The 23,859-nt window shown below is 60.7% G+C and carries 25 protein-coding genes and 1 riboswitch; of the genes, 5 read left to right on the top strand and 20 right to left on the bottom strand.

What is annotated here, in order from left to right:
* Positions 1-36 precede the first annotated feature (36 nt).
* The 5 genes from IHN22_RS02230 to IHN22_RS02210 all read right to left on the bottom strand — a co-directional run bounded on the left by IHN22_RS02230 (position 37) and on the right by IHN22_RS02210 (position 5,558).
* Complete coding sequence (locus tag IHN22_RS02230) at positions 37-690, bottom strand: hypothetical protein (RefSeq protein ID WP_191433263.1); 654 nt, start codon at positions 688-690, stop codon at positions 37-39.
* 153 nt (positions 691-843) lie between these two features.
* Positions 844-1,038: riboswitch (cobalamin riboswitch) on the bottom strand.
* Between the two features lie 52 nt (positions 1,039-1,090).
* Positions 1,091-1,918, bottom strand: coding sequence for a DUF975 family protein (locus IHN22_RS02225; protein WP_087388847.1), 828 nt, complete (start codon positions 1,916-1,918; stop codon positions 1,091-1,093).
* A 48-nt stretch (positions 1,919-1,966) separates the two neighbouring features.
* The gene (locus IHN22_RS02220) at positions 1,967-3,619 is read right to left on the bottom strand and encodes a sensor histidine kinase (RefSeq protein ID WP_191433262.1); all 1,653 of its coding nucleotides are present in this window, start codon (positions 3,617-3,619) and stop codon (positions 1,967-1,969) included.
* A gap of 1 nt (position 3,620) precedes the next feature.
* Positions 3,621-4,292: a response regulator transcription factor gene (locus IHN22_RS02215; protein ID WP_191433261.1), complete on the bottom strand. Its 672-nt coding sequence runs from the start codon at positions 4,290-4,292 to the stop codon at positions 3,621-3,623.
* A 102-nt stretch (positions 4,293-4,394) separates the two neighbouring features.
* On the bottom strand, positions 4,395-5,558 hold the full coding sequence (locus tag IHN22_RS02210; RefSeq protein WP_087187429.1) for a toxic anion resistance protein: 1,164 nt from the start codon (positions 5,556-5,558) through the stop codon (positions 4,395-4,397).
* A gap of 165 nt (positions 5,559-5,723) precedes the next feature.
* Between IHN22_RS02210 and ilvA the strand changes: the two genes are divergently transcribed.
* From ilvA to recR, 4 genes are all read left to right on the top strand, one after another.
* Complete coding sequence (gene ilvA, locus IHN22_RS02205; RefSeq protein ID WP_087266358.1) at positions 5,724-6,944, top strand: threonine ammonia-lyase; 1,221 nt, start codon at positions 5,724-5,726, stop codon at positions 6,942-6,944.
* A 257-nt stretch (positions 6,945-7,201) separates the two neighbouring features.
* Positions 7,202-7,849: a ribulose-phosphate 3-epimerase gene (gene rpe, locus IHN22_RS02200; protein WP_087266360.1), complete on the top strand. Its 648-nt coding sequence runs from the start codon at positions 7,202-7,204 to the stop codon at positions 7,847-7,849.
* Positions 7,850-7,851: 2 nt separating this feature from the next.
* Positions 7,852-8,319, top strand: coding sequence for a cupin domain-containing protein (locus tag IHN22_RS02195; protein WP_087187432.1), 468 nt, complete (start codon positions 7,852-7,854; stop codon positions 8,317-8,319).
* Between the two features lie 18 nt (positions 8,320-8,337).
* Positions 8,338-8,940: a recombination mediator RecR gene (gene recR, locus IHN22_RS02190; protein WP_191433260.1), complete on the top strand. Its 603-nt coding sequence runs from the start codon at positions 8,338-8,340 to the stop codon at positions 8,938-8,940.
* Between the two features lie 54 nt (positions 8,941-8,994).
* On the opposite strand, the gene IHN22_RS02185 is transcribed toward recR, so the two are convergent.
* From IHN22_RS02185 to IHN22_RS02150, 8 genes are all read right to left on the bottom strand, one after another.
* The gene (locus tag IHN22_RS02185; protein WP_191433259.1) at positions 8,995-10,218 is read right to left on the bottom strand and encodes a zinc-ribbon domain-containing protein; all 1,224 of its coding nucleotides are present in this window, start codon (positions 10,216-10,218) and stop codon (positions 8,995-8,997) included.
* Between the two features lie 103 nt (positions 10,219-10,321).
* Positions 10,322-11,371, bottom strand: a complete 1,050-nt coding sequence (locus tag IHN22_RS02180) for an alcohol dehydrogenase (RefSeq protein ID WP_191433258.1) — start codon at positions 11,369-11,371, stop codon at positions 10,322-10,324.
* Positions 11,372-11,454: 83 nt separating this feature from the next.
* On the bottom strand, positions 11,455-12,021 hold the full coding sequence (locus IHN22_RS02175; RefSeq protein WP_191433257.1) for a prolyl-tRNA synthetase associated domain-containing protein: 567 nt from the start codon (positions 12,019-12,021) through the stop codon (positions 11,455-11,457).
* Positions 12,022-12,024: 3 nt separating this feature from the next.
* On the bottom strand, positions 12,025-13,308 hold the full coding sequence (locus tag IHN22_RS02170; RefSeq protein WP_191433256.1) for an O-acetylhomoserine aminocarboxypropyltransferase/cysteine synthase family protein: 1,284 nt from the start codon (positions 13,306-13,308) through the stop codon (positions 12,025-12,027).
* Between the two features lie 117 nt (positions 13,309-13,425).
* Entirely contained in the window at positions 13,426-14,349 is a 924-nt protein-coding gene (locus tag IHN22_RS02165) for a GerMN domain-containing protein (protein WP_087187438.1), read from the bottom strand.
* Positions 14,346-15,779 (bottom strand): sensor histidine kinase, encoded by a 1,434-nt coding sequence (locus IHN22_RS02160; protein WP_242965584.1) that lies wholly within the window; start codon positions 15,777-15,779, stop codon positions 14,346-14,348. Before IHN22_RS02160 ends, IHN22_RS02165 begins: the two co-directional genes overlap by 4 nt.
* Positions 15,780-15,807: 28 nt before the next feature.
* Entirely contained in the window at positions 15,808-16,494 is a 687-nt protein-coding gene (locus IHN22_RS02155) for a response regulator transcription factor (RefSeq protein WP_087187440.1), read from the bottom strand.
* A 20-nt stretch (positions 16,495-16,514) separates the two neighbouring features.
* Complete coding sequence (locus IHN22_RS02150) at positions 16,515-16,949, bottom strand: ComEA family DNA-binding protein (protein WP_087388836.1); 435 nt, start codon at positions 16,947-16,949, stop codon at positions 16,515-16,517.
* A 98-nt stretch (positions 16,950-17,047) separates the two neighbouring features.
* Between IHN22_RS02150 and IHN22_RS02145 the strand changes: the two genes are divergently transcribed.
* Positions 17,048-18,439, top strand: coding sequence for a D-alanyl-D-alanine carboxypeptidase family protein (locus IHN22_RS02145; protein WP_191433255.1), 1,392 nt, complete (start codon positions 17,048-17,050; stop codon positions 18,437-18,439).
* A 42-nt stretch (positions 18,440-18,481) separates the two neighbouring features.
* Here the strand turns inward: IHN22_RS02145 and IHN22_RS02140 are convergent, their stop codons facing one another.
* Genes IHN22_RS02140 through thiM form a run of 7 tightly spaced genes read right to left on the bottom strand, consistent with a single transcriptional unit; the run spans position 18,482 to position 23,794 of the window.
* The gene (locus tag IHN22_RS02140; protein ID WP_365813593.1) at positions 18,482-19,498 is read right to left on the bottom strand and encodes an ABC transporter substrate-binding protein; all 1,017 of its coding nucleotides are present in this window, start codon (positions 19,496-19,498) and stop codon (positions 18,482-18,484) included.
* 19 nt (positions 19,499-19,517) lie between these two features.
* Positions 19,518-20,276, bottom strand: coding sequence for an ABC transporter permease (locus IHN22_RS02135; protein WP_191433253.1), 759 nt, complete (start codon positions 20,274-20,276; stop codon positions 19,518-19,520).
* Entirely contained in the window at positions 20,273-21,034 is a 762-nt protein-coding gene (locus tag IHN22_RS02130; RefSeq protein ID WP_191433252.1) for an ABC transporter ATP-binding protein, read from the bottom strand. The genes IHN22_RS02135 and IHN22_RS02130 overlap by 4 nt, the downstream gene beginning before the upstream one ends.
* Positions 21,031-21,690, bottom strand: a complete 660-nt coding sequence (tenA, locus tag IHN22_RS02125) for a thiaminase II (protein ID WP_191433251.1) — start codon at positions 21,688-21,690, stop codon at positions 21,031-21,033. The genes IHN22_RS02130 and tenA overlap by 4 nt, the downstream gene beginning before the upstream one ends.
* Complete coding sequence (locus tag IHN22_RS02120; RefSeq protein WP_191433250.1) at positions 21,687-22,325, bottom strand: HAD family hydrolase; 639 nt, start codon at positions 22,323-22,325, stop codon at positions 21,687-21,689. Before IHN22_RS02120 ends, tenA begins: the two co-directional genes overlap by 4 nt.
* Positions 22,318-22,977 carry a thiamine phosphate synthase gene (gene thiE, locus IHN22_RS02115; protein WP_191433249.1) on the bottom strand — a complete coding sequence of 220 codons (660 nt, stop codon included), beginning with the start codon at positions 22,975-22,977 and terminating at the stop codon, positions 22,318-22,320. The genes IHN22_RS02120 and thiE overlap by 8 nt, the downstream gene beginning before the upstream one ends.
* Positions 22,958-23,794: a hydroxyethylthiazole kinase gene (gene thiM / locus IHN22_RS02110; RefSeq protein ID WP_191433248.1), complete on the bottom strand. Its 837-nt coding sequence runs from the start codon at positions 23,792-23,794 to the stop codon at positions 22,958-22,960. The genes thiE and thiM overlap by 20 nt, the downstream gene beginning before the upstream one ends.
* Positions 23,795-23,859 lie beyond the last annotated feature (65 nt).

Genomic DNA, 23,859 nt, shown 5'->3' with positions numbered 1-23,859 from the left:
AGACGGCGGTATCAGGAAGGTCCTTCCCCTCCGGCTTCAGGCATGACCAACGTCCCGCGCCCAATAGCGCCGCATATGCCGGCGCACGGACTTACTCAGCGCAGGAATGCCCAGCAGTTCCAGTCCGGTCTGCCAGGTGCAGCCCACTTGTCTGAACAATACATCCAGCTCCCCGGGCAGCTCCTCCCGGCAGGGAGGCTGACCTGTCCGTCGGACCGCCGCGCAGTACTCCCCCAGTGTTTGTCGGGCATCCTCATCCAGGCATACGCCCCGGGACGCGCACCGCTTCAGGAAGGGCAGGGTGTCCACCCGCTCGGGCCAGTCCGCCGGCCACATCCGCTCTGCCGCCTGCTGGCGGCTCCTGCCCCGAGCCCGCCAACAGGCATGATGGAGGGAACCAAAGCGCTTTTCCAGATACCAGCGGTAGACGCACAGCAGCCGCTCCGGACGGGGCGAACCATTGCGCCCCTCCATGGTCTCCACCAGTGACTCCAATAGTTCTTCGTCGGAAAAGCTGGTATACACCTGTCTGCCAATGGGACATTCCGGGGAAAAATAGAGGGTAAGATCTCCATCCAGCTGCTGAGATAATCCGGGCGTATCGGTCATCTCCTCCTCCAGTTCCGCCAGCCACTGGCGATATCCATTCAATTCCCGCTGGGACAATCTGTTCTTTCCGGTCCGTTCCATAGCTTTACTACCTCCCTGCCGCTGCAAATGGATTCCGGCGGGGACATCCATGGCCCAGGCCATAGCAAAAGAAAAGAGTTTCCCGGACGGGAAACTCTTTTTTCATCAGCTCAAATGCCTGTGCTGTCACGCGCCATTTCCCCGCCGAATATGCGCGTTACCGTCGCGGCTGGCTGGTCTCCTGGCTTGGATTCAACCTTACGCCCGTCTTCCCATCCGTACCCGGACAGTGACCTTATGAGCGCTCGTCATCCTTACAGTAGAGAGGGCTGCTGCGGACTTGCACCGCATTCCCATTGAAAGCTCCGCCCCTGAGGACGGACAGCTACCAACCGCTGATTGGATTCAGTTGTTGTTTCTATTATATCATCTTCGTCCGAAAATACAATGCCTACTTTGGTTACATCCCGCCGTAAGGTCCGTTCCACCCGCCGGGCTGAGGCCGCTGAGGAAAGGCTCCATACACCACCCAGTTATAAAAATTGGCATTGGCCGCCCCCATATAGGGGCCAATCCACAGGCTCAGAATACCCAGGGTGAAGGGAGACAAAATCAGCCATCCCAGGAAGGACAGGTCCTGTACGAACAGTGCCATGATATTGCCCCGCATGGCGTTGCGGCTGTGGCCAATGGCCTCCAGGGCGCCCATCTCCGGGTGGTCCAGCAGAAAGTAGACCGCCAGCCGGTAACGATAGGATATGGCAATCATCCAAACCAGCATGATCAAAGCGCCGACAAGGATCAGGGTGACGCTGTGCATTAGATAGGCCAGGAACACAAAGCCCACATAGACCGCCATACCGATGAGCCCCCACAGGAACACAAACAGGGCCGACAGGAAATTCACAGCCAGTGCCCGTCCTATCGTATAAAAGCCATCCAGCAGATTTCGGTAGCTGGGACCTTCCCGCCGGGTCAATCGCAGGCTATAGGAGGTATATCCGTAATCCATCACCCAGCTATAGAGCGCCAGCAGCAGCTCCATGACCAGAATCACCGCAATGCGCTGGGGGGTAAAGATGGCGGTCAGGATCTCTTCCACTTCATAGCTGGTCTCTGTCAGATAAAAATAGGCAGCCTGAAAAGGCTCAGATACAAAATTCAGCACCACACTGCTCAGTACACCGGTCAGCAGCACATACACCAGCGTCACCAGCATGGGGTGGGGATAGGCCCCCCGCATGGCATCCCGTGCCAGCCACTTGGACTCAGGACGGTTATATCCCATGGTACTCCCTCACAATCGTTTCTACCTTGTTGAGGAAATGATACCACATCATGTTTCCGATTGCAACCCGGGCAGCACCACCGTAAAGGTCACGCCCCCCGTCCGGTTGACCGCCCAGCAGCGGCCTCCATGGGCCTCCACCGCCGCCCGGACAATGGCCAGGCCCAAACCGGTACCTCCGTCCGCCCGGCTGCGGCCCTCATCCCCCCGGTAGAAGGGCTCGAACAGGCGGTCCAGATGTTTTTGCGGGATGACGGGGCCGTCGTTGTCCACGGTCAGCGTGATCCGCCGTCCCTTTTGGGCCAGGGCAATGGTCACCGCGCCGCCGGGGGTGCAGTGGCGCAGGGCATTGTCCGCCAGATCATCCACCACTTCTTCCAACCGCAGCCGGTCCCCCAGCATGGATGCCGGAGCCAGTTGAATACGCAGTTCAATGTTCTTTTCCTCCGCCAGCAGAGACAGCCGTGCAGCACCATTCTCCACCAGCGCGGCCAGATCCAGGGGCTCCCGCTCCACCTTGCCGCCGCTCTCCAGCCGGGCCAGGTCCATCAGGCTCCCCACCAGGGCCGCCATCCGGTCGCTCTCAGCCACTACGGTGTCCAGGTACTGGCCCCGCTTGGCGGGGTCGATGTCCTCCCGCAGGGCCTCGGCATGGGTGCGCAGCACCGCCAGAGGAGTCTTGAGTTCATGGGCCGCCCCCCGGACGAAGGCCCGTTCCCGCCGGATGGCCCGACTCTCCAGCCAGGCGGTGAACAGGGCCAGTGCCACCGCCGCCGCCAGGGTGAGCAGAGCCGCCGGCTCCAGGCCGGCCAGCAGGTAATCCCCCGGCAGGCAATAGTTGGAGGCCACCGGATGCACGCCGTACTCCCTCAGATCGGCGTTTCCATTTCCCTTGTAAATCGTGTAAGTTCCGGTGGAGTACGCGTACATCCACCGTGGATTGTCCGCTTCAACAGCGTCTACCTGCGCCGCCATGTCCTGGTACTGCTCCAGCCGTCTCGCCGGCCCGCCCCGGCCCGTCAGAGCGGAGTAGCATTCCAGCCATATGGCCTGAAAGGTCTCCGCCTGCCGATCAGGAAAGAGTTGGGCGTCGGAATCGGCCAGTACCACCCGCTCTTCCCCAAAGTGCAGGGTGAGGGTCCGGACATAGACCACCTCTCCCTCCTCCCAGCCTGTCAGCTCAATTTTGTCCGTGCTGATATGATCTCCCACCTCGCCGATCCAAAAGCTGTGGTCGGAGTAGCCGTTCAGAATGCGGGCGGCTGCCACCTGCCCCTCCTCGGTCAGAGCTGGGTCAAAGAGGAGATACCGCAGTTCCGTCGTCCCGTCCGGCTGGTACACCGCGCTGCGGCCTGCCAGCATCTGGCTCTGTCCCAGCCGCTCCCCCTCCTGGTCGTACACCCGTACAAAGTACTGCCCGCCGTACTTCTTCAGGGTGTCGCAGCTGTTCATGGTCAGCATGACGGATAATTCGTCCTTCTCCCAATCTGGAATCTCCCCCTCCTCAGGCGGAGTGGGGATAGAAAAGCTGGTGGTCCCCTGGGTAATGGCATTGGGAAGCTCATACTGCTGACTGATAATGTCCTCCCAACTCCACTGGTGATTGACCCAGAGCATAGCGCCTATGGCCACCCCCCAGAGGAGCAGAGAGACCAGCAGCGACTTGGCAAAGCATCTGAAAAACAGCCGTTTGTCCTTCATATTACTCGCCCTCCATCCGATACCCCGCCTTGAATACCGTCTTGATCTGCTTTCCGGCGCTCCCCAGGGCGGAGCGCAGGCTTTTGATCCGCACATCCACCGCCCGCTGGCCTCCCTCGAAGTCGATGCCCCACACCTTGTCCAGCAGCTGGTCCCGGCTGAGCACCTGACCTTTGTTGCGGATGAGGCAGAGCAGCAGATCATATTCCCGGCGGGTCAGGCTTACCGGCTTCCCCGCCACGGTGCAGGTACGCCCCGCCAGATCCAGGGCGATGACCCCGCACCTCAGAGTCTCGCTGTCTCCCACTCCCCGGCTGCGGCGGATCACCGCCCTTGTCTTGGCCAGCAGCACCGCCAGAGAGAATGGTTTGGTCACATAGTCATCCGCGCCCAGGGCGTACCCCTGAAGCACATCCTCTTCACTGCCCAGAGCGGTAAGGAAGAGGATGGGCATCCGGCTCTTGGCCCGTACCACCCGGCAGACCGAAAAGCCGTCCAGGTTTGGCATGAGCACGTCCAGCAGCATGGCATCGTAGTCGTGGTCCCGCAGCAGGTCTAGCGCCTCCTCCCCGTCCCGAGCCAGGTCGCAGTCCAGACCGTGGGCAGTAAAGTAATCCCGGATAATATCACGGATACGGGCCTCGTCCTCCACCACCAGAATATGGTCCGCCATGGCTCCCCTCTCCTTTCATTCACAGGATAGCAAAAAGATATGTCCATCTGATGTCAAAAAAGGCGCTGCAATGATATTGCAGCGCCTTTTAATTGTTCCTGCTTAGCCTCTCAATTCCAGAAGCTTCTGCTTCAGCTCGCCTTCGATACGGCCCAGCTCCGCTTCGGCCTCCCGGCGCTTCTGGGCGCCCTCCTGCTGGATGTTCATGACCTCATCCAGGGTGGAGATGAGCTGCTGGTTGGTATGCTGGAGGGTCTCCAGGTCCACCACGGAGCGCTCGGCCTCCTTGGCGGTCTCCAAAGTGCCCATTTTCAGCATATCGGCGTTCTTTTGCAGCAGTTCGTTGGTCATGTTGGTCACCGCGCTCTGGGCGGCGGTGGCCTGACGGGAGTGCTCCAGCCCCAGGGCCAGCACCATCTGGCTCTTCCACAGGGGGATGGTGTTCACCAGAGAGGACTGGATCTTCTCCAGCATCAGGGTGTCGTTGTTCTGGATCAGCCGGGTCTGGGGCCCCATCTGGATGGAAATCATCCGGGTCAGCTCCAGGTCGTGGATCTTCTTCTCAAAGCGGGTGCACATATTGGCCAGGTCGTTATAGGCCTGGGCGTCCTCCTGGGCGCCGCTCTGGGCCGCCTTCTGACGCAGCTGCTCCAGCTCTCCGGCCCGCACCTGGGCCAGGCGCTTCTTGCCCGCCAGGATATACATGGTCAGTTCCTTATAATATTTGGTGTTGAGGTCGTACATCTGGTCCAGCATGGCGATGTCCTTCATCAGGGTCACCTGGTGGGCCTCCAGCACCTCCACGATCTTGTTTACGTTGGTCTCCGCCTTGGAGTAGGAGGCCTTCATGGCCTCCAGCTGGTTGCGCTTCTTCTTGAAGAAGCCGAAGAAGCCCTTCTCGTCCTCCTCGCCACCGAAGCCCTTCAGCTCCACCACCAGAGAGGACAGGGCCTGTCCCACCTCGCCCAGATCCTTGGTACGCACCGAGTTGAGGGTATTTTCAGAGAAACCGGCAATGTTCTTCTGGGCCGCAGCGCCGTACTGGAGCACCAGATTGGTATCGGTCAGATCGATCTTCTGGGCAAAGTCATCCACCATCTTGCGCTCAGCTTCGGTGAGCTGGCTTTCGTCCAACTGAATGGCCTTGGCCTCCTCACTGGCGTTGGGGTCCAGGCTCAACTGAGGCGCGGCAGGCGCTTCCGCTGCGGCGGTACCCAGATCCGGGGTCAGCGTCAGCTCCGGGGTAAAATCCATGTTGTCAGCCATGACTGCGTCCCTCCATATTCCATACCGGCAGCGCCGGCTTGTTCTTCCAAATCATTGTACCGTTCCCCCATTCCCCTGTCAAGAACACGTTGACTTTCCCTCAAAAAGTCAGTATCATTAAAAACATATTCCGATATTCCGTTTTGAGAGAGGAAGTCTTGCCCCATGCTCACCCTGAAAGAATTTAAGGAGGCCCGCAGCGTACTCTCCGGGGTCATCCGGAACACCAGTCTGGTCTACAGCACTGCCTTTTCCAAGGCCACCGGCAACCATGTGTACATCAAGCCGGAAAATATGCAGGTTACCGGCGCCTACAAGATCCGGGGCGCCTACTATAAAATCAGCACCTTGACCGAGGAAGAAAAGGCCAAGGGTCTGGTCACCGCCTCCGCCGGCAACCACGCCCAGGGTGTGGCCTACGCCGCCCAGCAGGCCGGCGTGAGCGCCACCATCGTCATGCCCACCACCACTCCCCTGGTGAAGGTGAACAACACCAAGGATTACGGCGCCAAGGTGGTGCTCCACGGCGAAACCTTTGACGATGCCGCCGAGCTGGCCGCCAAGCTGTCTGCTGAGGAGGGCCTGACCTACGTCCATCCCTTCAACGATCCCGCCATCGCCACCGGCCAGGGCACCATCTCTTACGAAATCTTCCAGGACCTGCCCGACGTGGACGTGATCCTGGTGCCCATCGGCGGCGGCGGACTGGCCACCGGCGTGTCCACCCTGGCCAAGCTGCTCAATCCCAACGTCACCGTCATCGGCGTGGAGCCCACCGGGGCCGCCTCCATGAAGGCCAGCCTGGATGCCGGTCATGTGGTCACCCTGGACAAGGTGGAGACCATTGCCGACGGCGTGGCGGTCAAGACCCCCGGCGACCAGATCTTCCCCTACATCCAGCAGAACATCGACGACATCATCACCATCGACGACGACGAACTGGTGGATGCCTTCCTGGATATGATGGAAAAGCACAAGATGATCGTGGAAAATGCCGGTCTGCTGCCCATTGCCGCCCTGAATCACCTCAAGTGCAAGGGCAAGAACGTGGTGCCTGTCCTCTCCGGCGGCAACATGGACGTGATCACCGTGGCCAGCCTGGTACAGCACGGTCTGATCAACCGGGGCCGGGTGTTCACCTTCTCCGTTCAGCTGCCCGACCGTCCCGGCGAGCTGCTGCGGGTGGCCCAGATCGTGGCCGAGGCCAACGGCAACATCATCAAGCTGGAGCACAACCAGTTTATCAACATCAACCGCCAGAGCGGCGTGGAGCTGCGGGTTACCCTGGAGGCCTTTGGCCACACCCACAAGCGGGCCATTTTGGACGCCATGTGTGCTGCCGGCTATCAGGCCCGGGAGTGCCACACCAACGACTTCTATAATTAAGCGGACCGGCCCCCGCAAACCAACTGTGTCCGGGGGAGTATACTCCCCCGGACACTATATGATGCGGCGCGCGATTCCGGAGCATAGACCGCCGGGCCGGCAGCCCGTGGGTGCGCGGGGGAGCGGCGGGGCCCCGGGCGTCATCCGCTTGCTGTATCTTATGTTCCCAACTTTCCCTTTGCCCCGGCCCATCCGCCAACGAGGGACAGGCTCTTTGCCCGTTCTCCCCATCTTTTTTAATAATGGAGTGGTAAATGATGATCAAGATCGCCCCTTCCATCCTCTCCGCCGATTTTGTAAACCTGGAGCGGGATATCCAGCGGGTATCCTCCGCCGACTGGCTCCATGTAGACGTCATGGACGGCTGCTTTGTCCCCAACATCACCATCGGCGTACCGGTGGTCCAGTCCATCCGCAAGTGCACCGATATGTTCCTGGATGTGCACCTGATGATCGACAAGCCGGTGCGTTACATTGAGGCCTTTGCCAAGGCGGGGGCCGACCTGCTGTCGGTCCACCTGGAGGCCGACCACCCCACCCGTATCGCCGAGGCACTCCGACTCATGGACGAGTTTGGGGTGAAAAAGGCGGTAGCACTGCGGCCCATCACCGCCGCCAGCGCCATTCTCCCCTATCTGGAGAACCTGGATATGGTGCTGGTCATGACGGTGGAGCCCGGCTTCGGCGGCCAGGCCTTTATGGAGCACCAGCTGGACACCATCCATCAGGTCCGTACCCTCATCGATCGCTATAATCCCGCCTGCCGTCTGGAGGTAGACGGCGGGATCAGTCCCAAGACCGCCGGGAAGGTGATCTCCGCCGGCGCCGATACCCTGGTGGCCGGTTCCGCGGTGTACGGAGCGGTGGACCCCGCTGCCGCCATCGCCGCCCTGCGGGAGGGCTGACTATGCCTGCTCCCCTGACCGACCGGCAGGCCAAAGACCTGGGCATCACCACCCGTCATGAGCGGATGGACAACGGCGAGCTGCGGTTCCGGCTGTGCGCCTGTGACGGAAGTTCCTACATCCGTACCGAGGCCAGCGACCAGAGCGGCTGGCAGAACAGCCACCTCCATCGGTATGTCCATGAGCTGAATGTGATTCAGCAGGGCACTATGCTGGTGGTGGAGGAGCGGGACGGAGCCCTTATTCCCCGGGTGCTGCACACCGGCGATTTTTATCTCTGCCCGCTGAATGTGCCCCACAACTCCTATCTGCTGCCGGGCACGGTGGCCCACACAGTGAAATACGGTCAGGAACTCCCCGACGTGGACTGGGTAGCCTGTCCCCAGCTGGACCTGCGCTGCCGCGCCCTGGATGTGGACGCCCTTATCCAGGCGGGTTCCCCTCCCCGCACTCAGGGGATCGATCTCTAAGAAGGGATGTTTTCATCTATGCAATATTTTCCCCCCGCGCTGGAGCAGCTGGTGGAGCAGTTCGCCCGGCTGCCCGGCATTGGCCGTAAGAGCGCTCAGCGGCTGGCCTTCTATGTTCTCTCCCTGCCGGAGGAGGACGCCGCCGCCTTCGCTCAGGCCATCACCGAGGCAAAGGCCGCCATCCACTGCTGCCCGGTCTGTCAGAATTTTTCCCAGGGAGACGGCCTGTGTCCCATCTGCCAGGACCCCAAGCGTGACCCCTCAGTCATCTGCGTGGTGGCAGACCCCAAAGATGTGGCCGCTATGGAGCGCTCCCGGGAGTATCCCGGTGTGTACCACGTCCTTCACGGCGTCATCTCCCCCATGAACCATGTGGGCCCCGATGAGCTGCGGGTGAAGGAGCTGGTAACCCGGGTGGCCGAAGGCGGGGTCAGCGAGGTCATTATGGCCACCAACCCGGACACTGAGGGAGAGGCCACCGCCATGTATCTCTCCCGTCTGCTGCGCCCCTTCGGGGTCAGGGTGACCCGGCTGGCCTACGGTATTCCGGTAGGCAGTCATCTGGAATATGCCGACGACGCCACCCTTATGCGTGCCCTGGAGGGCCGCCGGGAAATGTAAAAAAGAGTTCCGCGCCACCGGGCGCGGAACTCTTTTTTAGTTGATGGCGCGATCTTAGTGATTGACAAATAGATAGGCCCGCTTTCTGAAATAGACCACCTGCAGGATGTAGACCAGCACGCACAGCCCCAGGCTGACCAGGGGAATTGCCATGTACTCCATCAGATACTGGCCGGGCACATAGTTGCTCAGCTGGGTGTAGGCGATCAGCAGGTTGACGGCAAAAAATACCGTGGGCAGAATGGCCAGGACCAGGAAGAGGGTGTTGCCGCCCGACTGGAGCCGGATCATCTTCACCCAGGCCACCAGCATCAGAACACCATAGACCGCACAGGCAAGGCCGATGATCATGGGATTAGGAATAAAGAGTGGCAGGTACAGAATAGCCATCCCTCTCCCATCCATCAGCAGAGCCTGGAAACTGCGATAATAGTACTCCACACTGCTCCCCATATCGCCCTCGATCCCCGCCATCACCATCAGCACAACGCCAAAGGCCAGATAGAGCAGGGCAGTCGGGATCATGTTAAAATAGACCTGGAATTTGTACCAGTTCATAGGGCAGCCGTAATCAATTCGGCCGTTGCTGTAGGTGGGCTGTCTCCGCTCCTCATAGGGGGAACTGTAGGCACTCTGCTGAGGCGCAGACTGCCAGCCGCCCTGATAGCCCTGCTGGGGAGCACTCTGCCAGCCACCGGGCTGCTGGTTATTCTGCCAGCCGCTCTGCTGCCAGTTATTCTGCTGCTGCCAACCGGGTGCACTCTGCTGAGCGCCGTTCTGCCAGCTATTCTGCTGCCAGCCGGGAGCACTCTGCTGAGTACTGTTTTGCCAGCCACTCTGCTGCCAGCCGCCGGACTGGGCGTTCTGCTGGCTGCCCTGCCAGGAATTCTGCTGGGGCTCCTGCTGAGAAGTACTGGCCTGCCAGGGACTCTGAGTCTCCTGCTGCGGAGCGGAAGCCTGCCAAGGACTCTGGGCTTCCTGCTGGGGCGCGCTGGTTGCCTGCCAGGGGCTCTGAGGCTCCTGCTGAACAGGTTCCGGCTCGGCCTTTACCTGCTCCACCGGCTCCTCCGGCACGGGGTTAAAGGTACTCCAGTCAAATTCATCGTTGGACGGGGTGTTCTCCGGCTCCGCCTGAGGCGCGACAGTCTCAGGCTCCTGGGGCGGAGTCATATCCTGCCGGGGCTCCTCCGTGACAACGCCGCCGGACTGCTTCTTTCCACAGGCAACACAGAATATGCTGCCGTCCGGGATCTGAGTCCCACAGTGTTCACAATACATATGCTTTTACTCTCCTCTACACTCTCTTGCGGTTGCTGGGATATCTTATTTTATGTCATCTTTCGACGTTTGTAAACCCATATCTTTCACAAATTCTCCAGCCTTATCCATCTGTCTCGTCCGCTGTCACGGCTACCTTGATTACGCCGTCCCGCCGGTTCTCAAAAAGCTCATAGGCCTCCTCAATGCGGCTGAGAGGATAGGTATGGGTGATAAGGGCGGTGGTATCCAGCTTCCCCTGCGCGATCAGATCCAGCGTTTGGGCACAGTTGCAGCCGTCCACCCCGCCGGTCTTGAAGGTCAGGTTCTTGCCGTACATCTCGGGCAGGGGCAGCACCTGGTCATTGTCGTACAGGGCCACCACCGTCACTACGGCATTGGGCCGGGCGCACTGCCAGGCCAAGCGGAAGGTATCCGGTCCGCCCGCCACCTCCAGCACCACATCGGCGCCGCCATGGTCGCTGTGAGCCTGCACAAAGGCCTCCGCCTCCTCCGGTCCTACCGTCAGCACACCGGGATAGTGTGCCTCCACAAAGGCCCGGCGCAGAGGGTCCCGCTCGCACAGAATGATCTGCCTGGGACTCTGAAGCTGGACGCACTGGAGGGTACACAGGCCGGTGGGGCCGCCGCCGATGATGAGCACCGTGTCCTCCGGGCTGATCTCTGAAATATCCGCCGCCCAGTACCCGGTAGCCAGGATATCCCCCACGAAGAGGGCCTGCCGGTCGGATACCTCGTCCGGGATCTTGTTCAGCCCCTGGTCTGCATAGGGTACCCGGACATACTCAGCCTGACCGCCGTCGATGCGGCAGCCCAGGGCCCAGCCGCCGTTAGGATCGGTGCAGTTATTGACCCAGCCGTGGCGGCAAAAGTAGCACTGGCCGCAGAAGGTCTCCACGTTCACGGTCACCCGGTCGCCGGGTTTTACCGTGGACACCCCGGCACCCACCTGCTCCACGATGCCCACCATCTCGTGGCCTACCGTGATCCCGGGCACCGCCCGGGGCACCGAGCCGTGCTTGATATGCAGATCACTGGTGCAGATGCTGGACAGGGTAACCTTTACAATGGCATCCCCGTCCTCCATCAGCTGGGGTTTTGGCTTGTTCAGTAGGGCAAATTTCCCCCGCTCCACATAAGTATAGGCCAGCATGACTCCCCCTCCTTTTTGCCACAGTATACCATATTCCCAGCCATGATGCAAAAGGGCGTGCCGCAAATGCGGCACGCCCAATATCATACTTCTGTTTCCGGCTCCGGCCAGGGCAAATCCACCAGGATGGGCTTGTGGCCCACCGCCGGCAGAAAGCGGTCCAGAAAATCGGACCGGGTCAGCTTGAGGGTGGAGGTGGAGAAGCAGGGGTGTCCGCTGATAAAGTCCCCTTCCATCAGCTCTCGGTCCATCACCAGCTGCACCTTCCCCTCCTTGTCGTGCACCAGCTCAAAAGCACTGGCAGAGCCAGGGGCAGCCCCCAGCAGGTCCATCATATGCTCCTGCGTGGCAAAGGACAGCCTGGCACAACCCAGCTGGGCGGTGACGTCCTTGGTTTTGAAGGGCTTGTCCCCCGGCATCATCAACAGGTAGAAGTCGGTCTGCTTTCGGTTGGTGAGCAGCAGGTTCTTGCAGATAGGAGCCCCCAGCACCTGCTCCACCGCCTTACAGTCCTCCATGGTGTTGGCATAGTCATGGTCGCACCGCTGATAGGAGATACCCAGCTTGTCCAGATAGGCATACACCGCCATCTCGTTGGGATGGCGCTCCTCCGCGGGCGGGCCGCTGTATACGTTGGGATCTACTACCATGGCTTACACCTGCTCCAGGGCGTGGGCCACGTCCTCCAGAATATCGTTGATATCCTCGATGCCCACGCTGAGGCGCACCAGGTCGGGGGAGACGCCGGCGGCGGCCAGCTCCTCATCGGTCATCTGGCGGTGGGTAGTGGAGGCGGGATGCAGGGTACAGGTCTTGGCATCGGCCACATGGGTGGCGATGGAGGCCAGCTCCAGACCTGCCATGAACTTGGAGGCCGCCTCCCGGCCGCCCTTGACGCCGAAGGACACCACTCCGCAGGTGCCGTTAGGCATATACTTCTTGGCCCGCTCGTAGTAGGGGTCCCCCTCCAGGCCGGGGTAGCGCACCCAGGCCACCTTGGGATGGTCCTTCAGGAATTTGGCCACGGCCAGACCGTTCTCACAGTGCTTTGCCACCCGCAGAGGCAGAGTCTCCAGGCCGATATTCAGATAGTAGCAGTTCTGGGGAGAGGGAATGGCGCCCAGGTCCCGCATGAGCTGAGCGGTGGCCTTGGTGATGTAGGCCCCCTCCAGACCAAAACGTTCGGTGTAAGTAATGCCGTGATAGCTCTCGTCGGGGGTGGTCAGACCGGGGAACTTATCGGCGTGGGCGGTCCAGTCAAACTTACCGGAGTCCACAATGGCGCCTCCCACCGCGTTGGCGTGGCCGTCCATGTACTTGGTGGTGGAGTGAGTGACAATGTCGGCCCCCCACTCAAAGGGACGGCAGTTCACCGGGGTGGCAAAGGTATTGTCGATGATGAGAGGCACGCCATGGGCATGGGCCGCCTTGGCAAACTTCTCAATGTCCAGCACGGTGAGAGCCGGGTTGGCGATGGTCTCGCCAAACACCGCCCGGGTCTCCGGCCGGAAAGCGGCCTCCAGCTCCTCCTCGGTGCAGTCCGGGTCCACAAAGGTAAAGTCAATGCCCATCCGCTTCATAGTCACGGCAAACAGGTTATAAGTACCGCCGTAGATAGAGGAAGAACATACCACGTGCTCCCCGCAGGAGACGATATTGAAAATGGCATAGAAGGAGGCAGCCTGGCCGGAAGAGGTAAGCATAGCCGCGCTCCCCCCCTCCAGGGCGCAGATCTTGGCAGCCACATGGTCATTGGTGGGGTTTTGCAGCCGGGTATAAAAATAACCGCTGGCCTCCAGATCAAAGAGGGCCCCCATCTGCTCTCCGGTGGCATACCGGAAGGTGGTGGACTGAACAATGGGGATGTTTCGGGGCTCTCCGTTGCCGGGGGTGTAGCCCGCGTGGATACACTGAGTACTGATACGGTGCTGGCTCATGGGCTGATTCTTCCTTTCTTTGCGTGGGTTACAGTGCTGGATCTCATCACACACTAATGCTATGAAGCATCAAATAATATGTGGTATGGTACACCCGGCAACGCCGGTTGTCAATACTTACCCTTCCGTGCCCAGGGTGGTGTCCGGGATCAGGGCCCGGTCCAGAGGCAGGCTGCCTACAGCAGGTGCCGGCTCTCCATCGATGTAGAGCTGTACCGCCTCCACCCCATCCAGTTCGCACAGGGTATTGACCATGGCATACACCATCAGGGCCGCCGTTGTTTCACTGCCGGGCAGCCCCTGGATAAACTCAGGAGACAGATCCACCAGACAAACGCCGTCCTCTACCTGAGCCGACAGGATCTGGCTTCCCTGGGGCAGGCAGGGACTCAGTCCTGCCTCTTCCGGACCCTCGGCCCAGGCAGACAGCACCGCCTCCACCACGGTCTGGTCCACATCCTTGATGATCTGGCGCCGTTCCACGCCCAAATTCTGTCCTCCCTGCCGCAGATACCACAGATCCACACCCAGGGACATGGGCTCATCCGCACCGCCGGCCAACAGAATATCTTCCGCGGACAGCTGTTGAATAGAGCGATAGGGCAGTTCATGGCCCTCCACGGTCACATAGACAGAGTCCACCTCCTCCAGCTGACAGAGGGTCAGGGTCAGGCAGGCGTCAGCCAGGGTCAGGTTGACCCCGGAGAGGCTGTAATATTGGTCGGACAGGTCCAGATGGAGTACCCCCTCCTTCAGCTGCCAATCCAGCAGCTGCAGGCCGCTGGGGAAGGGGGTGGTCAGTTCCGGCGACTGGGGCTGCTCCAGCAGCAGTTCCATCAGGCCGGGAATGGTCTCCTGTCCCTGAGAAAGAACCCGGCGCTCCCCCTCTACCGCTGATTCTCCCTCCTCATTGGACAGGGCGGAGTAATAGATCACATAGCTCTGGCCATCCTGCTTGCCGGATCCGGCCTCCTGGGCAGCACATCCACTGGCGGTCAAAAGGGCGGCACAGAGCAGCACCGATATGCCTCGCTTGCTCACGGTTCCTCCCCTCCCTTCTCTGTCCAGCAGGAAAATCGCACTTCAAAGCAGGTGCCTTCCGGCTCCCGCCGCCGGGCGGTCACGGTACCACCGTGCTGGCGCACCGTGTCCCGGACAATGGACAGGCCAAGGCCGGTACCGCCCGCAGCCCGGGAACGAGCCTTGTCCACCCGGTAAAACCGGTCAAAAATCTTGGGCAGATCAGCCTCCGGAATACCCACGCCGGTGTCCTCTACCAGCAGGATCACCTGATCTTCCTCCTGCTTCAGGGTTACGGTCACGGTTCCGCCGGGCAGGTTGTATTTCACAGCATTCTCCATCAGGTTAAATGCCACCTGATACAGATCGTCTTCGGTGGCCCGAATGATACATCCGCTCTGGAGCGACAGCTTCAGCTCCACCTCTGCCGCTCGGGCCAGGGGAGTGAGCATATGCTCCACCCGCTCCACCACCGTCTTGACGTCCACCGGTCCGGTATGGATCTCATGGGCGGTGTCCAAACGGGTGAGGGTGAGCAGCTTTTCGGTAATACGGGTGAGGCGCTCGGCCTCGTCCCCGATATCAATGAGAAATTCCCGGGCGGTATCGCCATCCATGTTATCCGCCTGGAGGATAGAGTCGGTCAGCAGACGGATGGAGGCCAGCGGGGTTTTCAGCTCGTGGGAGGCGTCGGAGACAAAGCGCCGACGCACCTCCTCCGTGGTCTGGAGCCGCCCGGTCAGCTCGTTGAATTCATCGGCCAGACGGCTGAGCTCGTCCCCGCCCTTGACGGTAACCCGGTGGCTGTACTCGCCCTGGCGCACCGTATGGATACCCCGCAGCAGCAGGGCGATCCGCCGGGTCAGGGCTTTGGAGAACACCACGCCCATCGCCGCCGTCACCACGCAGATTACAATGGAAATGGTCCGCAGGTTGTTCTGAATGCTCTGGAGCAGGGCCCCCTGCTGAGCGTCGTACTCATAGAGGTAAACCGCTCCCTGAGTCATGGAACGGTAGGTCACCGGAACCGCCGCCCGGCTGCACAGCGCCCCGTCCTCATACTCCGATCGGAACACATCATTGCCCTGCAAAGCCGTGACAATTTCCCAGATCATGGCATACTGACCGGCGGTATCCGACCGCTGGCTGCCCTCCTGAAAGTCACACAGCACCAGGCCATTGGGATCGGTGACCACCACCCGGGTCACCCCCAGGCTGCCCAGCAGCAGGCTGACTGTCTTGGTGGCTCCCTCCTGGGTCAGGGCTTCCGGCCCCGTAGCCAGGGCGGAAGCCAGCACCGAGGCCTGGTTCTGCAGGGAGGTCTGCTTGGACTGGTAGGCCAGAGTCTGGGTCACCATCACCGGATAGGTGTTGAGCAGTACCACCACCGCCGCCACAATGACCAGATAGGTCATGGCGTACTTAACCCGGAGGGATCGCCAGAAAGGCACTCGTCTGGCCCCCTCTTCTCTCTTCTGATTATCCATTCTTCAAATAATAGCCCACGCCCCACTTGGTGAGGATGTAGGTCGGATTGGCAGGGTCCAGCTCCAGTTTCTCCCGCAGGCGGCGGACGTGAACATCCACCGTCCGGTAGTCACCGGCGTACTCATAGCCCCACACCACGTTGAGCAGATTCTCCCGGCTGTACACCCGGCCTGGATTGCGCATCAACAGCTCCATCAGGTCAAACTCCTTGGCGGTCAGATCCACGCTCTTGCCGTCCTTCCAGGCCGCCCGGGCATCCGGGTCCAGGGTGATGTGCCCGATGACCAGCTTGCGGCCACCGCCCATCTGCTGGGCAGCCATGCCTGCCCGGCGGAGCAGGGCCCGCACACGGGCTTTCAGCTCCAGGATGTTGAAAGGCTTGGTAATATAGTCATCCGCCCCACATTCAAAGCCGATGATCTTGTCGGTGTCCTCGCTGCGGGCGGTGAGCATGATGATGGGCACGTTGGAAAACTCCCGAATCCGCATACAGGCCTGAAGTCCGTCGATTTTGGGCATCATCAGGTCCAGGATGATGAGGTCGAAGCCGCCCCCCCGGGCCAGCTCCACCGCCTCTTCCCCGTCGTAGCCCACTTCCACCTGGTAGCCTTCGCTCTCCAGGTTGAACTTAATGCCCTTGACCAGTACCTTTTCATCGTCCACAACCAATATTTTCAAGGCAGTTCCTCCTTTTTTATTCACGAGACGGTAACCATATCAATCAGTCCGCCTAAAATGCCCTCGCCGATGCCGTCTACCCGGGTCAGGTCCTCCGGCACCCGGAAGGGGCCGTTGGCCTCCCGGTCGGCGACGATGGCAGCCGCCCGCTTCTCGCCAATGCCGGGCAGTGTCATCAATTCCTCCATTGTGGCGGTGTTTAAATTGATTTTGCCGGAGGGCGAGGCCGCAGGGTTCTCACTTTCCGGTGCCGGAGTACCGGTAGCTACCGGGACAGCTGACGGCTGGGCAGAGGTGACTGGAACTGTGACGGCGGTAGGTTGCGCCAGCAAGTTCTCTGTCTCCACCCGTACAGGTTGAGCGCTGGAAGCGCCCCGCAGAAACCAGCCCGCCGCAAAAGCCGCAAAGGCGGCGGCCAACAGGAGGGAAATTAGTTCCAGTTTGGAAATCTTCATATTTTGTAACCGCCTTCCCGTTGCTTCCAGGTCCAGGGTTTGCTATAATGGATAAGAAAACTTTGATCTTATTATATCATACACAAATGGAGTTTCCTATGAAAAAATCAAGACTGCTCTCCCTGTTTCTTTCCCTGGTCCTGATCACCGGACTACTTACCACCTTCGCCTCCGCCAGCAGCGGCAGCGCCATTCTGGACGAGATGGATGTCAACGCCAAGGCGGCCATCCTGATGGACCCAGACACCAACGAGATCCTCTATGAGAAGAACGCCCACGAGAAGATGTACCCCGCCTCCATCACCAAGGTCATGACCTGCCTGCTCACCCTGGAGGCGGTGGACGAGGGCAGGCTCACCCTGGAGCAGGTGGTCACCGCCGGCTCCGGCATCCACACCGGCATCGGCGCTGGCGCCTCTACCGCCGACATCAAGGAGGGTGAGGAGATCCGGATCATCGACCTGCTGTACGCCGCCCTGATCCCCTCCGCCAACGAGGCCTGTAATGTGATGGCCGAGGCGGTGGCCGGCGACGTAGACAGCTTTGTGGAGCTGATGAATCAGCGGGCAGCCGAGCTGGGCATGACGGACACCCATTTCGCCAACACCCACGGCTACCACGATGACAACCACTACACCTCTGCCTACGACGTCTTTCTCATGTGTCAGGAGGCCATGAAGCACGAGACCTTCCGTACCATTGTCACCACCAAGCGCTACGATATGCCCGCCACCAACATCCATCCTGAGGTCCGCACCGTTCACTCCACCAACGCCCTGATCTCCAACTGGAACGTGACCGGTTACCTCTACTCCTACGCCACCGGCATCAAGACCGGCCACACCAACGAATCTGGCTACTGCCTGGCCGCTGCCGCCACCAAGGAGGACCGGAGCCTGATCTCGGTGGTTATGGGCTGTGAACGGGAGCCGGGCACCAGCGGCAGCAAGGGCCGCACCGACTTCTCCGAAACCATCCGGCTGTTTGAGTGGGGCTTCAATAACTTCTCCACCCAGACCATTCTGGATGCCACCAAGCGGGACATTCCAGAGGTGGAGGTCACCCTGGGCAAGGGCACCAACTATGTGACCCTGGAACCCCAGGGCGAGATCACCGCGCTGCTGCCCAACGACATCTCCACCGAGGATTTCGAGTATAACTATACTCTGAACGCCAATACCGTGGAGGCTCCTGTAGAAAAAGGTCAGGTGCTGGGCACCATCACCGCCACCTTCAACGGCAAGGAATACGGCTCCCTCCCCCTGGTAGCCAGCATTGCCGTTGATGCCGATCCCCTGCTCTACAATCTGGACCGCATCCAGCGCTTCTTCTCCCAGCTGTGGGTGAAGATCATTTTGGTGATCCTGCTTATCTTTATCGTGTTTCTCATCATCCGTCTCCTCTTCTTCCGGGGCCGTCGGGGCAGCCGCCGGGGCGGCTACTCCTATAGCGGCGGCTCTCACTACAGCGGACGCCGCAGAAGAAGATAACAAAAAATCGCCTGCCGTTGAAACGGCAGGCGATTTCTTTTCTCATTCACTCAGCAGGTCTACATACAGCTCATCCAGCGCCGGAGCCTCGTCAATCAGGCCCTCGCTGAGCAGCCAATCCACGTTTTCCTGCCAGCACTCCGCGCTCTGGGTCAGGAAGGGGGCATCCGCCGTCTCCATCATGGGCAGCAGGGTTTCCATGCTCTTCTGCTCCACCGTCTTGGACAGGGGGAAGTTCTCTTCGTTCTGGTTGTCCAGCAGGATCTGGAGCACCCCATCCGGGTCGGCCTGCATATCCTCAAAGCCCTTCTGGCAGGCCCGCAGGAAGCCCTGGAGCACCTCGGGCTCCTCTTCGATCATAGTGTCGCTGGCCAGGAACACGCCCTCATAGTAGGTGGGCACGCCGTAGTCGTCCAGATCGAAGTAGTTGACCTCGAACCCCTCCTCCTCCAGCTGGGGTACCTCATGGTTGACCAGGCAGCCGATGGTGGCATCCACATTACCGGTGGTCATGGAGCTCATGAGATCAAAGCCCACGTCTATGAGGGTCACGTCGCTGGAATCGGCCCCCACATAGGCCATGATGGAGTGGATCAGGGCCTCGGACAGCTCGGTGCCCGCATAGCCCACGGTCTTGCCCACCAGATCCTCCGGAGAGGTGATGTTCTTGTCCTTCAGGGAGAGGACGATGTTCAGGGGGCCCTGAACCACCGCGCCGATGGACTTCACCGGCACGTCCTGATTGGCCCGGGCAATGATTACGTCCTGCTGGTAGTACAGGCCGATCTCCGCCTGGCCGGCGGCCACCAGGGAAATGGCGTCGTTGGCGTTGGAGGGGAACTGGATGTTGACCTTCAGTCCCTCCTCCTCGAAGTAGCCCTTCTCAATGGCGTCATAGAGGAAGGCATGGAGGGCGTTGGGATACCAGTCCAGCACCACGCTGATCTCCCGCAGGTCGTCCTGTCCGCCGGTTTCCTGACCGCTGGCGGCGGGAGCAGAGCAGCCGGCCAGGAGAAGCGCCCCGGCCAGGGCAAGGGTTGCAATTCGTTTCATATCCATCTTTCCTTTCTCTTTGTGATTAGGAGGATTCGCCCCTCCAGCGGACGAACTTTCGTTCCAGCAGGGCCACAATACCCACCGCGATCATGGCGGTGGCCGACAGCAGTACAATGGGGGCGAACACACCCGCCCCGTCCAGCTGGGTCATCATCCGGCGGGAGAAGTAGCCCAGACCGCTCTGAGCCCCCAGCCACTCGCCGATGGCCGCACCGATGATGCTCATGGGCACCGCCATTTTGACGGCCGAGAAAAAGTAGGGCAGCGCGCAGGGGGCCTTGATCTTCCAGAAGATCTCCCGGCGGGTAGCGCCGTAGGTCTGGAGCAGCTCCGCCATTTCTGTCTTGGCCGAACGCAGACCGTCATACACCGTAATGGTGATGGGGAAAAAGGTGATGAGCACCGTTACCAGCACCTTGCTCCAGATGCCGTAGCCGAACCACAGCACAAACAACGGCGCAATGGCGGTGGTGGGAATGGTCTGGGATACCACCACCACGGGATAGAGCATCCGCCGCACCATGTCGCTGGCATCCATGGCCACCGCCAGAGCCAGCCCCAGCACCAGGGAGATGGCCAGACCGATGGCAGTCACCGTCATGGTGGCGGGCAGATGGACGGTAAAGAGGGTCTCCCGCAGCTCCCACAGCCGCTGGAGGATTTCAAGGGGGGTGGGTAGAATGTAGGAGGCATTCATACCCATGGCCCCCGCCTGCCAAATCATCAGCAGGGCCAGCAGGAAAATGAGGGCGGGCAGATTGGCTTTGCAGGCTTTCTTCATACGCTCACCTGCTTTCTCAGCAGCGTAATCAACCGCTCTTTCAATTCCACCATCTCCGGGTTCTTAAGACAGGACCGGTCCCTAGGAAACGCGGCAGGTACCGGGATCTCCGTCAGGGTATGGATGGGAGTGGACTCCACCACCAGCACACTTGAGGAGAGAAACACCGCCTCTTCCACGTCGTGGGTGATAAAGAGGATGGTCTTTTTGTGCCGCTGCCACTGGTCCAGCAGCCACTCCTGCATGGAGATGCGGGTAAGGAAGTCCAGGGCGGAGAAGGGCTCGTCCAGCAGCAGCAGGTCGCTGCCCGTCAGCATGGTGCGGGCAAAGGCAGTCCGCTGCCGCATTCCGCCGGACAACTCGTCCGGCATCTTGTCGCAGCAGCCCTCCAGCCCAACGTCGGCCAGAGCCTCCTCTACCTTCTGCCGCCGCTGGGTCTTGGACAGCCCACCGGCGATCTCCAGGGGCAGGGCCACATTCTCCCCCACCGTACGCCAGGGGAAGAGCAGGTCCTTCTGAGGCATATAGCCACAATACCGCTTCCGCCCTCCAATGGGCTGCCCGTCCACCAGGATTTCCCCGCCCTTGGGCTGGAGCAGACCGTTGGTCATGCGAAAGATGGTACTTTTACCACAGCCGCTTACACCCAGAACGCAGTGGAAGGACCCCGGCTCCACCTGAAAGGACAGCCTGTCAATGATATCGAAGTCCTCGGAGGGATACTGATAGGACACCTGACGGAATTCCAGCGCGCTCACTGTTCCAGCCTCCACGACATCTCCCAGAAGCCAAGCTCGTACCGGCTGCAGGCCACGAAGATGTCCTCCAGCCGCCGGTACTCCTCCTCGCTGCAATTCTGAGCCAGAGCATCCATCCGCTCCACCAGAGCGTCGTTGGTTTGCTGGTACTCCTCACTGGAATAACCCCGCACCCACTCGCCATAGAAGGGGTGGTCGGCTGCGCCGGGGATCTGGGCCAGCCGGGCGCCGATCTCGGCATAGCTCCAGGAGCAGGCCAGAATAGAGGCCACGATCTCCGCCGGGCCGCCGGCGGCGGCCACCGCCAGCATATAGCTGGTATAGGACAAGTTGGGCAAGGCAGGCTTCACCTGAAAGACCTGCTCCTCGGTGATGCCCAGTTTTGACATATAGGCCCGGTGGGTCTTCATCTCGCCGCCCAGAATGGCGTCCACGTTGGCGGAGAAAAAGCGCATTAATTCCGGGTCCCTGGCCTTCACAACACCCCAGGCAAACACCTTGGCATAGTCAAAGAGGTAGAGATAGTCCTGAAGCAAAAAGTGCCGGAACTTCTCCCGGTCCAGGGTGCCGTCCCCTATGCCTTTCACAAAGGGGTGGTCGTGACAAGCCTGCCAGATGGGTTTTGCCGCTTCATAGAGCCGCTGAGTCACGGTCATAGGGCATTCCTCCAATCTAAGATGGTCTCGTCCGCTAGGGCAGCCAGGGCGGGCCAATCCTGTTCATAGGACGCCTCCGGCACTCCAACGGTGTAAAATCCGGCCTCTTTGGCCGTTTGTGCGGCGTAAAGAGCATCCTCAAAGACGGCGGTATCCCCTGGGGCACTTCCCATACGGCGGGCTGCCTCCAGATAGACGTCGGGCTGGGTCTTTCCCTTCCCCACCGTCTCGCAGCTGAGGATGAAATCAAAATGGTGAGCCACCCCCAACCGCTCCAGGCAGGCCCGGGCCAACGGCTCCGCCGTGGCGGTGGCCACACACAGCTTGGCCCCCTGCTGTTTCAGCTGCGCCAGATAGTCCTGGATACCAGCCTTCAGAGGGATGTCAGTGCGGTAGTGGGCCTCCATAACGGCGTGCATCTCTTCAATAATGTGCTCCGGCGGCCCTTCAATCCCAAAGGTCTCCATGAGAAAAGTTGCCCCCTCCAGCATGGTCATGGGCCCCAGGGCAGCCAGCTGATCCGGGGTGGGACTATGGCCCCTGGCCTTCAGATAGTCCTTCCCCAAGGACTTCCAGATGGGCATGGAGTCCACCAGGGTACCGTCCATGTCAAAAATGCAGAACTGCTTATCCATGCCCTGCCACCATCTTGTCTGCCAGGGTACGCATACGGCGGGCGGCCTCCTCCGGGTTCTTCTGGGCGAAGAGGGCGGACACCACAGCGGCCCCTGCCGCCCCGGTTCCCGTCAGGTTGGGCAGGTTGTCGGCGTTGATGCCGCCGATGGCCACCACCGGGATGGACACCGCCTGGCAGATGGCTTTCAGGGTGTCCAGGCTCAGATTCTTAGCGTTCTGCTTGGTGGTGGTACCAAACACCGCTCCAGCGCCGATGTAGTCGGCCCCGGCCCGCTCGGCCGCCACCGCCAGCTCCACGGTGTTGGCGGTGATACCCAAAATTTTGTCCGGACCGATGAGGGCCCGTACGTCCCGGCCCATCAAATCGGTCTGGCCCACATGGACCCCGTCTGCATCACAGACCAAGGCAATGTCCACGCTGTCGTTAATGACAAAGGGCACATGATACCGGGCAGCGATGGCCTGGATCTCCCTGGCCTCCGCCAGAATAGTGGCCTGATCCAGCTCCTTCTCTCTCAGCTGGAGGAAGGTTGCGCCCCCCTTCAGTACCTCCTCCACCACCTGTGCCAGGGTACGCTCCCCCAGCCAGCTCCGATCGGTGACGGCGTAGAGGGTCATGCCCTGTCGAATTTCATCCTTGGTAAACTTCATAGCGCACTCCTTGTGTCAGCTGTTCCTCCGTCAGGTTGAACACGCTGTCGATGAGATCAATGCGGAAGGTGGCGTTGCCCGTTCCCTTTTTGCTCCGCAGTTCCTCCGCCCGCTCGCCCGCCAGGGCAATGGCGGCAGCGGCCGCAGCGGCGGCTTCAAAGGGCCTGTCCGGGCTGGCCCCGCAGAAGGCCCCTGTGAGGGCGGACAGCATACATCCGCTGCCGGTGATGCGGGCCATGGTGGGGCTGCCGTTGCGGAGGAAGAGCACCCGCTCTCCCTGGGCAATCACATCCACCGCCCCGGAGAGGGTCACCGCCGCCCCGGTCCGCTTGGACAGGGTACGGGCCAGTTCCGCAGCCTGGGGCAGGCCGGACTCGGTCACTGCGTCAGCCTGGGCTACGTCCACCCCGCTGCCTCCCTCTTTATCCTCGGTAAGTGAGCGAATCTCCGAGGCGTTGCCCCGGATGACAGCAAACTGTACTTCCTCCAGCAATTTGCGGGCGGTTTCCCGCCGCAGGCCGGTAAAACCGGCAGCCACCGGGTCGAAGATCACCGGTACGCCCAGCCGGTTGGCCTCTTTTCCGGCGATGAGCATGGCCTCCCGGTCTCCCACGGCCCCCAGGTTAAGCACCAGGGCCTGGACACCGGCTACTGCGTCCGCCACCTCCAGAGGGTGGTGGGCCATGGTGGCCGAGGCCCCCGCCGCCAGCAAAATATTGGCGCAGTCGTTGACGGTGACGATATTGGTGATACACTGGACCAGAGGGGCTTTTTCCCGTACCGCCGCCAGCATGGCGGCAAAATCCATCCGTTCCATGCCCCTCACCGCCTGACCAGGGTCTGCATAACGTCCAGACCACCGGAGCGCTTCAGGGCAAAGAG

The sequence above is a fragment of the Flavonifractor sp. An112 genome (assembly GCF_904377885.1).
Taxonomy (GTDB): domain Bacteria; phylum Bacillota; class Clostridia; order Oscillospirales; family Oscillospiraceae; genus Flavonifractor; species Flavonifractor avicola.
This window is presented reverse-complemented; position numbering and strand designations above follow the sequence as displayed.

Coding starts and splice junctions, on each gene's coding strand:
- thiE (WP_191433249.1), bottom strand. CDS start 22,977: ATGAAGTTTACCAAGGATGAAATTCGACAGGGCATGACCCTCTACGCC.
- thiM (WP_191433248.1), bottom strand. CDS start 23,794: ATGGAACGGATGGATTTTGCCGCCATGCTGGCGGCGGTACGGGAAAAA.
- IHN22_RS02150 (WP_087388836.1), bottom strand. CDS start 16,949: ATGAAGATTTCCAAACTGGAACTAATTTCCCTCCTGTTGGCCGCCGCC.
- IHN22_RS02135 (WP_191433253.1), bottom strand. CDS start 20,276: ATGAAGAAAGCCTGCAAAGCCAATCTGCCCGCCCTCATTTTCCTGCTG.
- IHN22_RS02120 (WP_191433250.1), bottom strand. CDS start 22,325: ATGGATAAGCAGTTCTGCATTTTTGACATGGACGGTACCCTGGTGGAC.
- IHN22_RS02225 (WP_087388847.1), bottom strand. CDS start 1,918: ATGGGATATAACCGTCCTGAGTCCAAGTGGCTGGCACGGGATGCCATG.
- IHN22_RS02175 (WP_191433257.1), bottom strand. CDS start 12,021: ATGGTAGTAGATCCCAACGTATACAGCGGCCCGCCCGCGGAGGAGCGC.
- IHN22_RS02170 (WP_191433256.1), bottom strand. CDS start 13,308: ATGAGCCAGCACCGTATCAGTACTCAGTGTATCCACGCGGGCTACACC.
- IHN22_RS02185 (WP_191433259.1), bottom strand. CDS start 10,218: ATGTATTGTGAACACTGTGGGACTCAGATCCCGGACGGCAGCATATTC.
- IHN22_RS02220 (WP_191433262.1), bottom strand. CDS start 3,619: ATGAAGGACAAACGGCTGTTTTTCAGATGCTTTGCCAAGTCGCTGCTG.
- ilvA (WP_087266358.1), top strand. CDS start 5,724: ATGCTCACCCTGAAAGAATTTAAGGAGGCCCGCAGCGTACTCTCCGGG.
- IHN22_RS02195 (WP_087187432.1), top strand. CDS start 7,852: ATGCCTGCTCCCCTGACCGACCGGCAGGCCAAAGACCTGGGCATCACC.
- IHN22_RS02180 (WP_191433258.1), bottom strand. CDS start 11,371: ATGCTGGCCTATACTTATGTGGAGCGGGGGAAATTTGCCCTACTGAAC.
- IHN22_RS02140 (WP_365813593.1), bottom strand. CDS start 19,498: ATGGATATGAAACGAATTGCAACCCTTGCCCTGGCCGGGGCGCTTCTC.
- recR (WP_191433260.1), top strand. CDS start 8,338: ATGCAATATTTTCCCCCCGCGCTGGAGCAGCTGGTGGAGCAGTTCGCC.
- tenA (WP_191433251.1), bottom strand. CDS start 21,690: ATGACCGTGACTCAGCGGCTCTATGAAGCGGCAAAACCCATCTGGCAG.
- rpe (WP_087266360.1), top strand. CDS start 7,202: ATGATCAAGATCGCCCCTTCCATCCTCTCCGCCGATTTTGTAAACCTG.
- IHN22_RS02215 (WP_191433261.1), bottom strand. CDS start 4,292: ATGGCGGACCATATTCTGGTGGTGGAGGACGAGGCCCGTATCCGTGAT.
- IHN22_RS02210 (WP_087187429.1), bottom strand. CDS start 5,558: ATGGCTGACAACATGGATTTTACCCCGGAGCTGACGCTGACCCCGGAT.
- IHN22_RS02230 (WP_191433263.1), bottom strand. CDS start 690: ATGGAACGGACCGGAAAGAACAGATTGTCCCAGCGGGAATTGAATGGA.
- IHN22_RS02145 (WP_191433255.1), top strand. CDS start 17,048: ATGAAAAAATCAAGACTGCTCTCCCTGTTTCTTTCCCTGGTCCTGATC.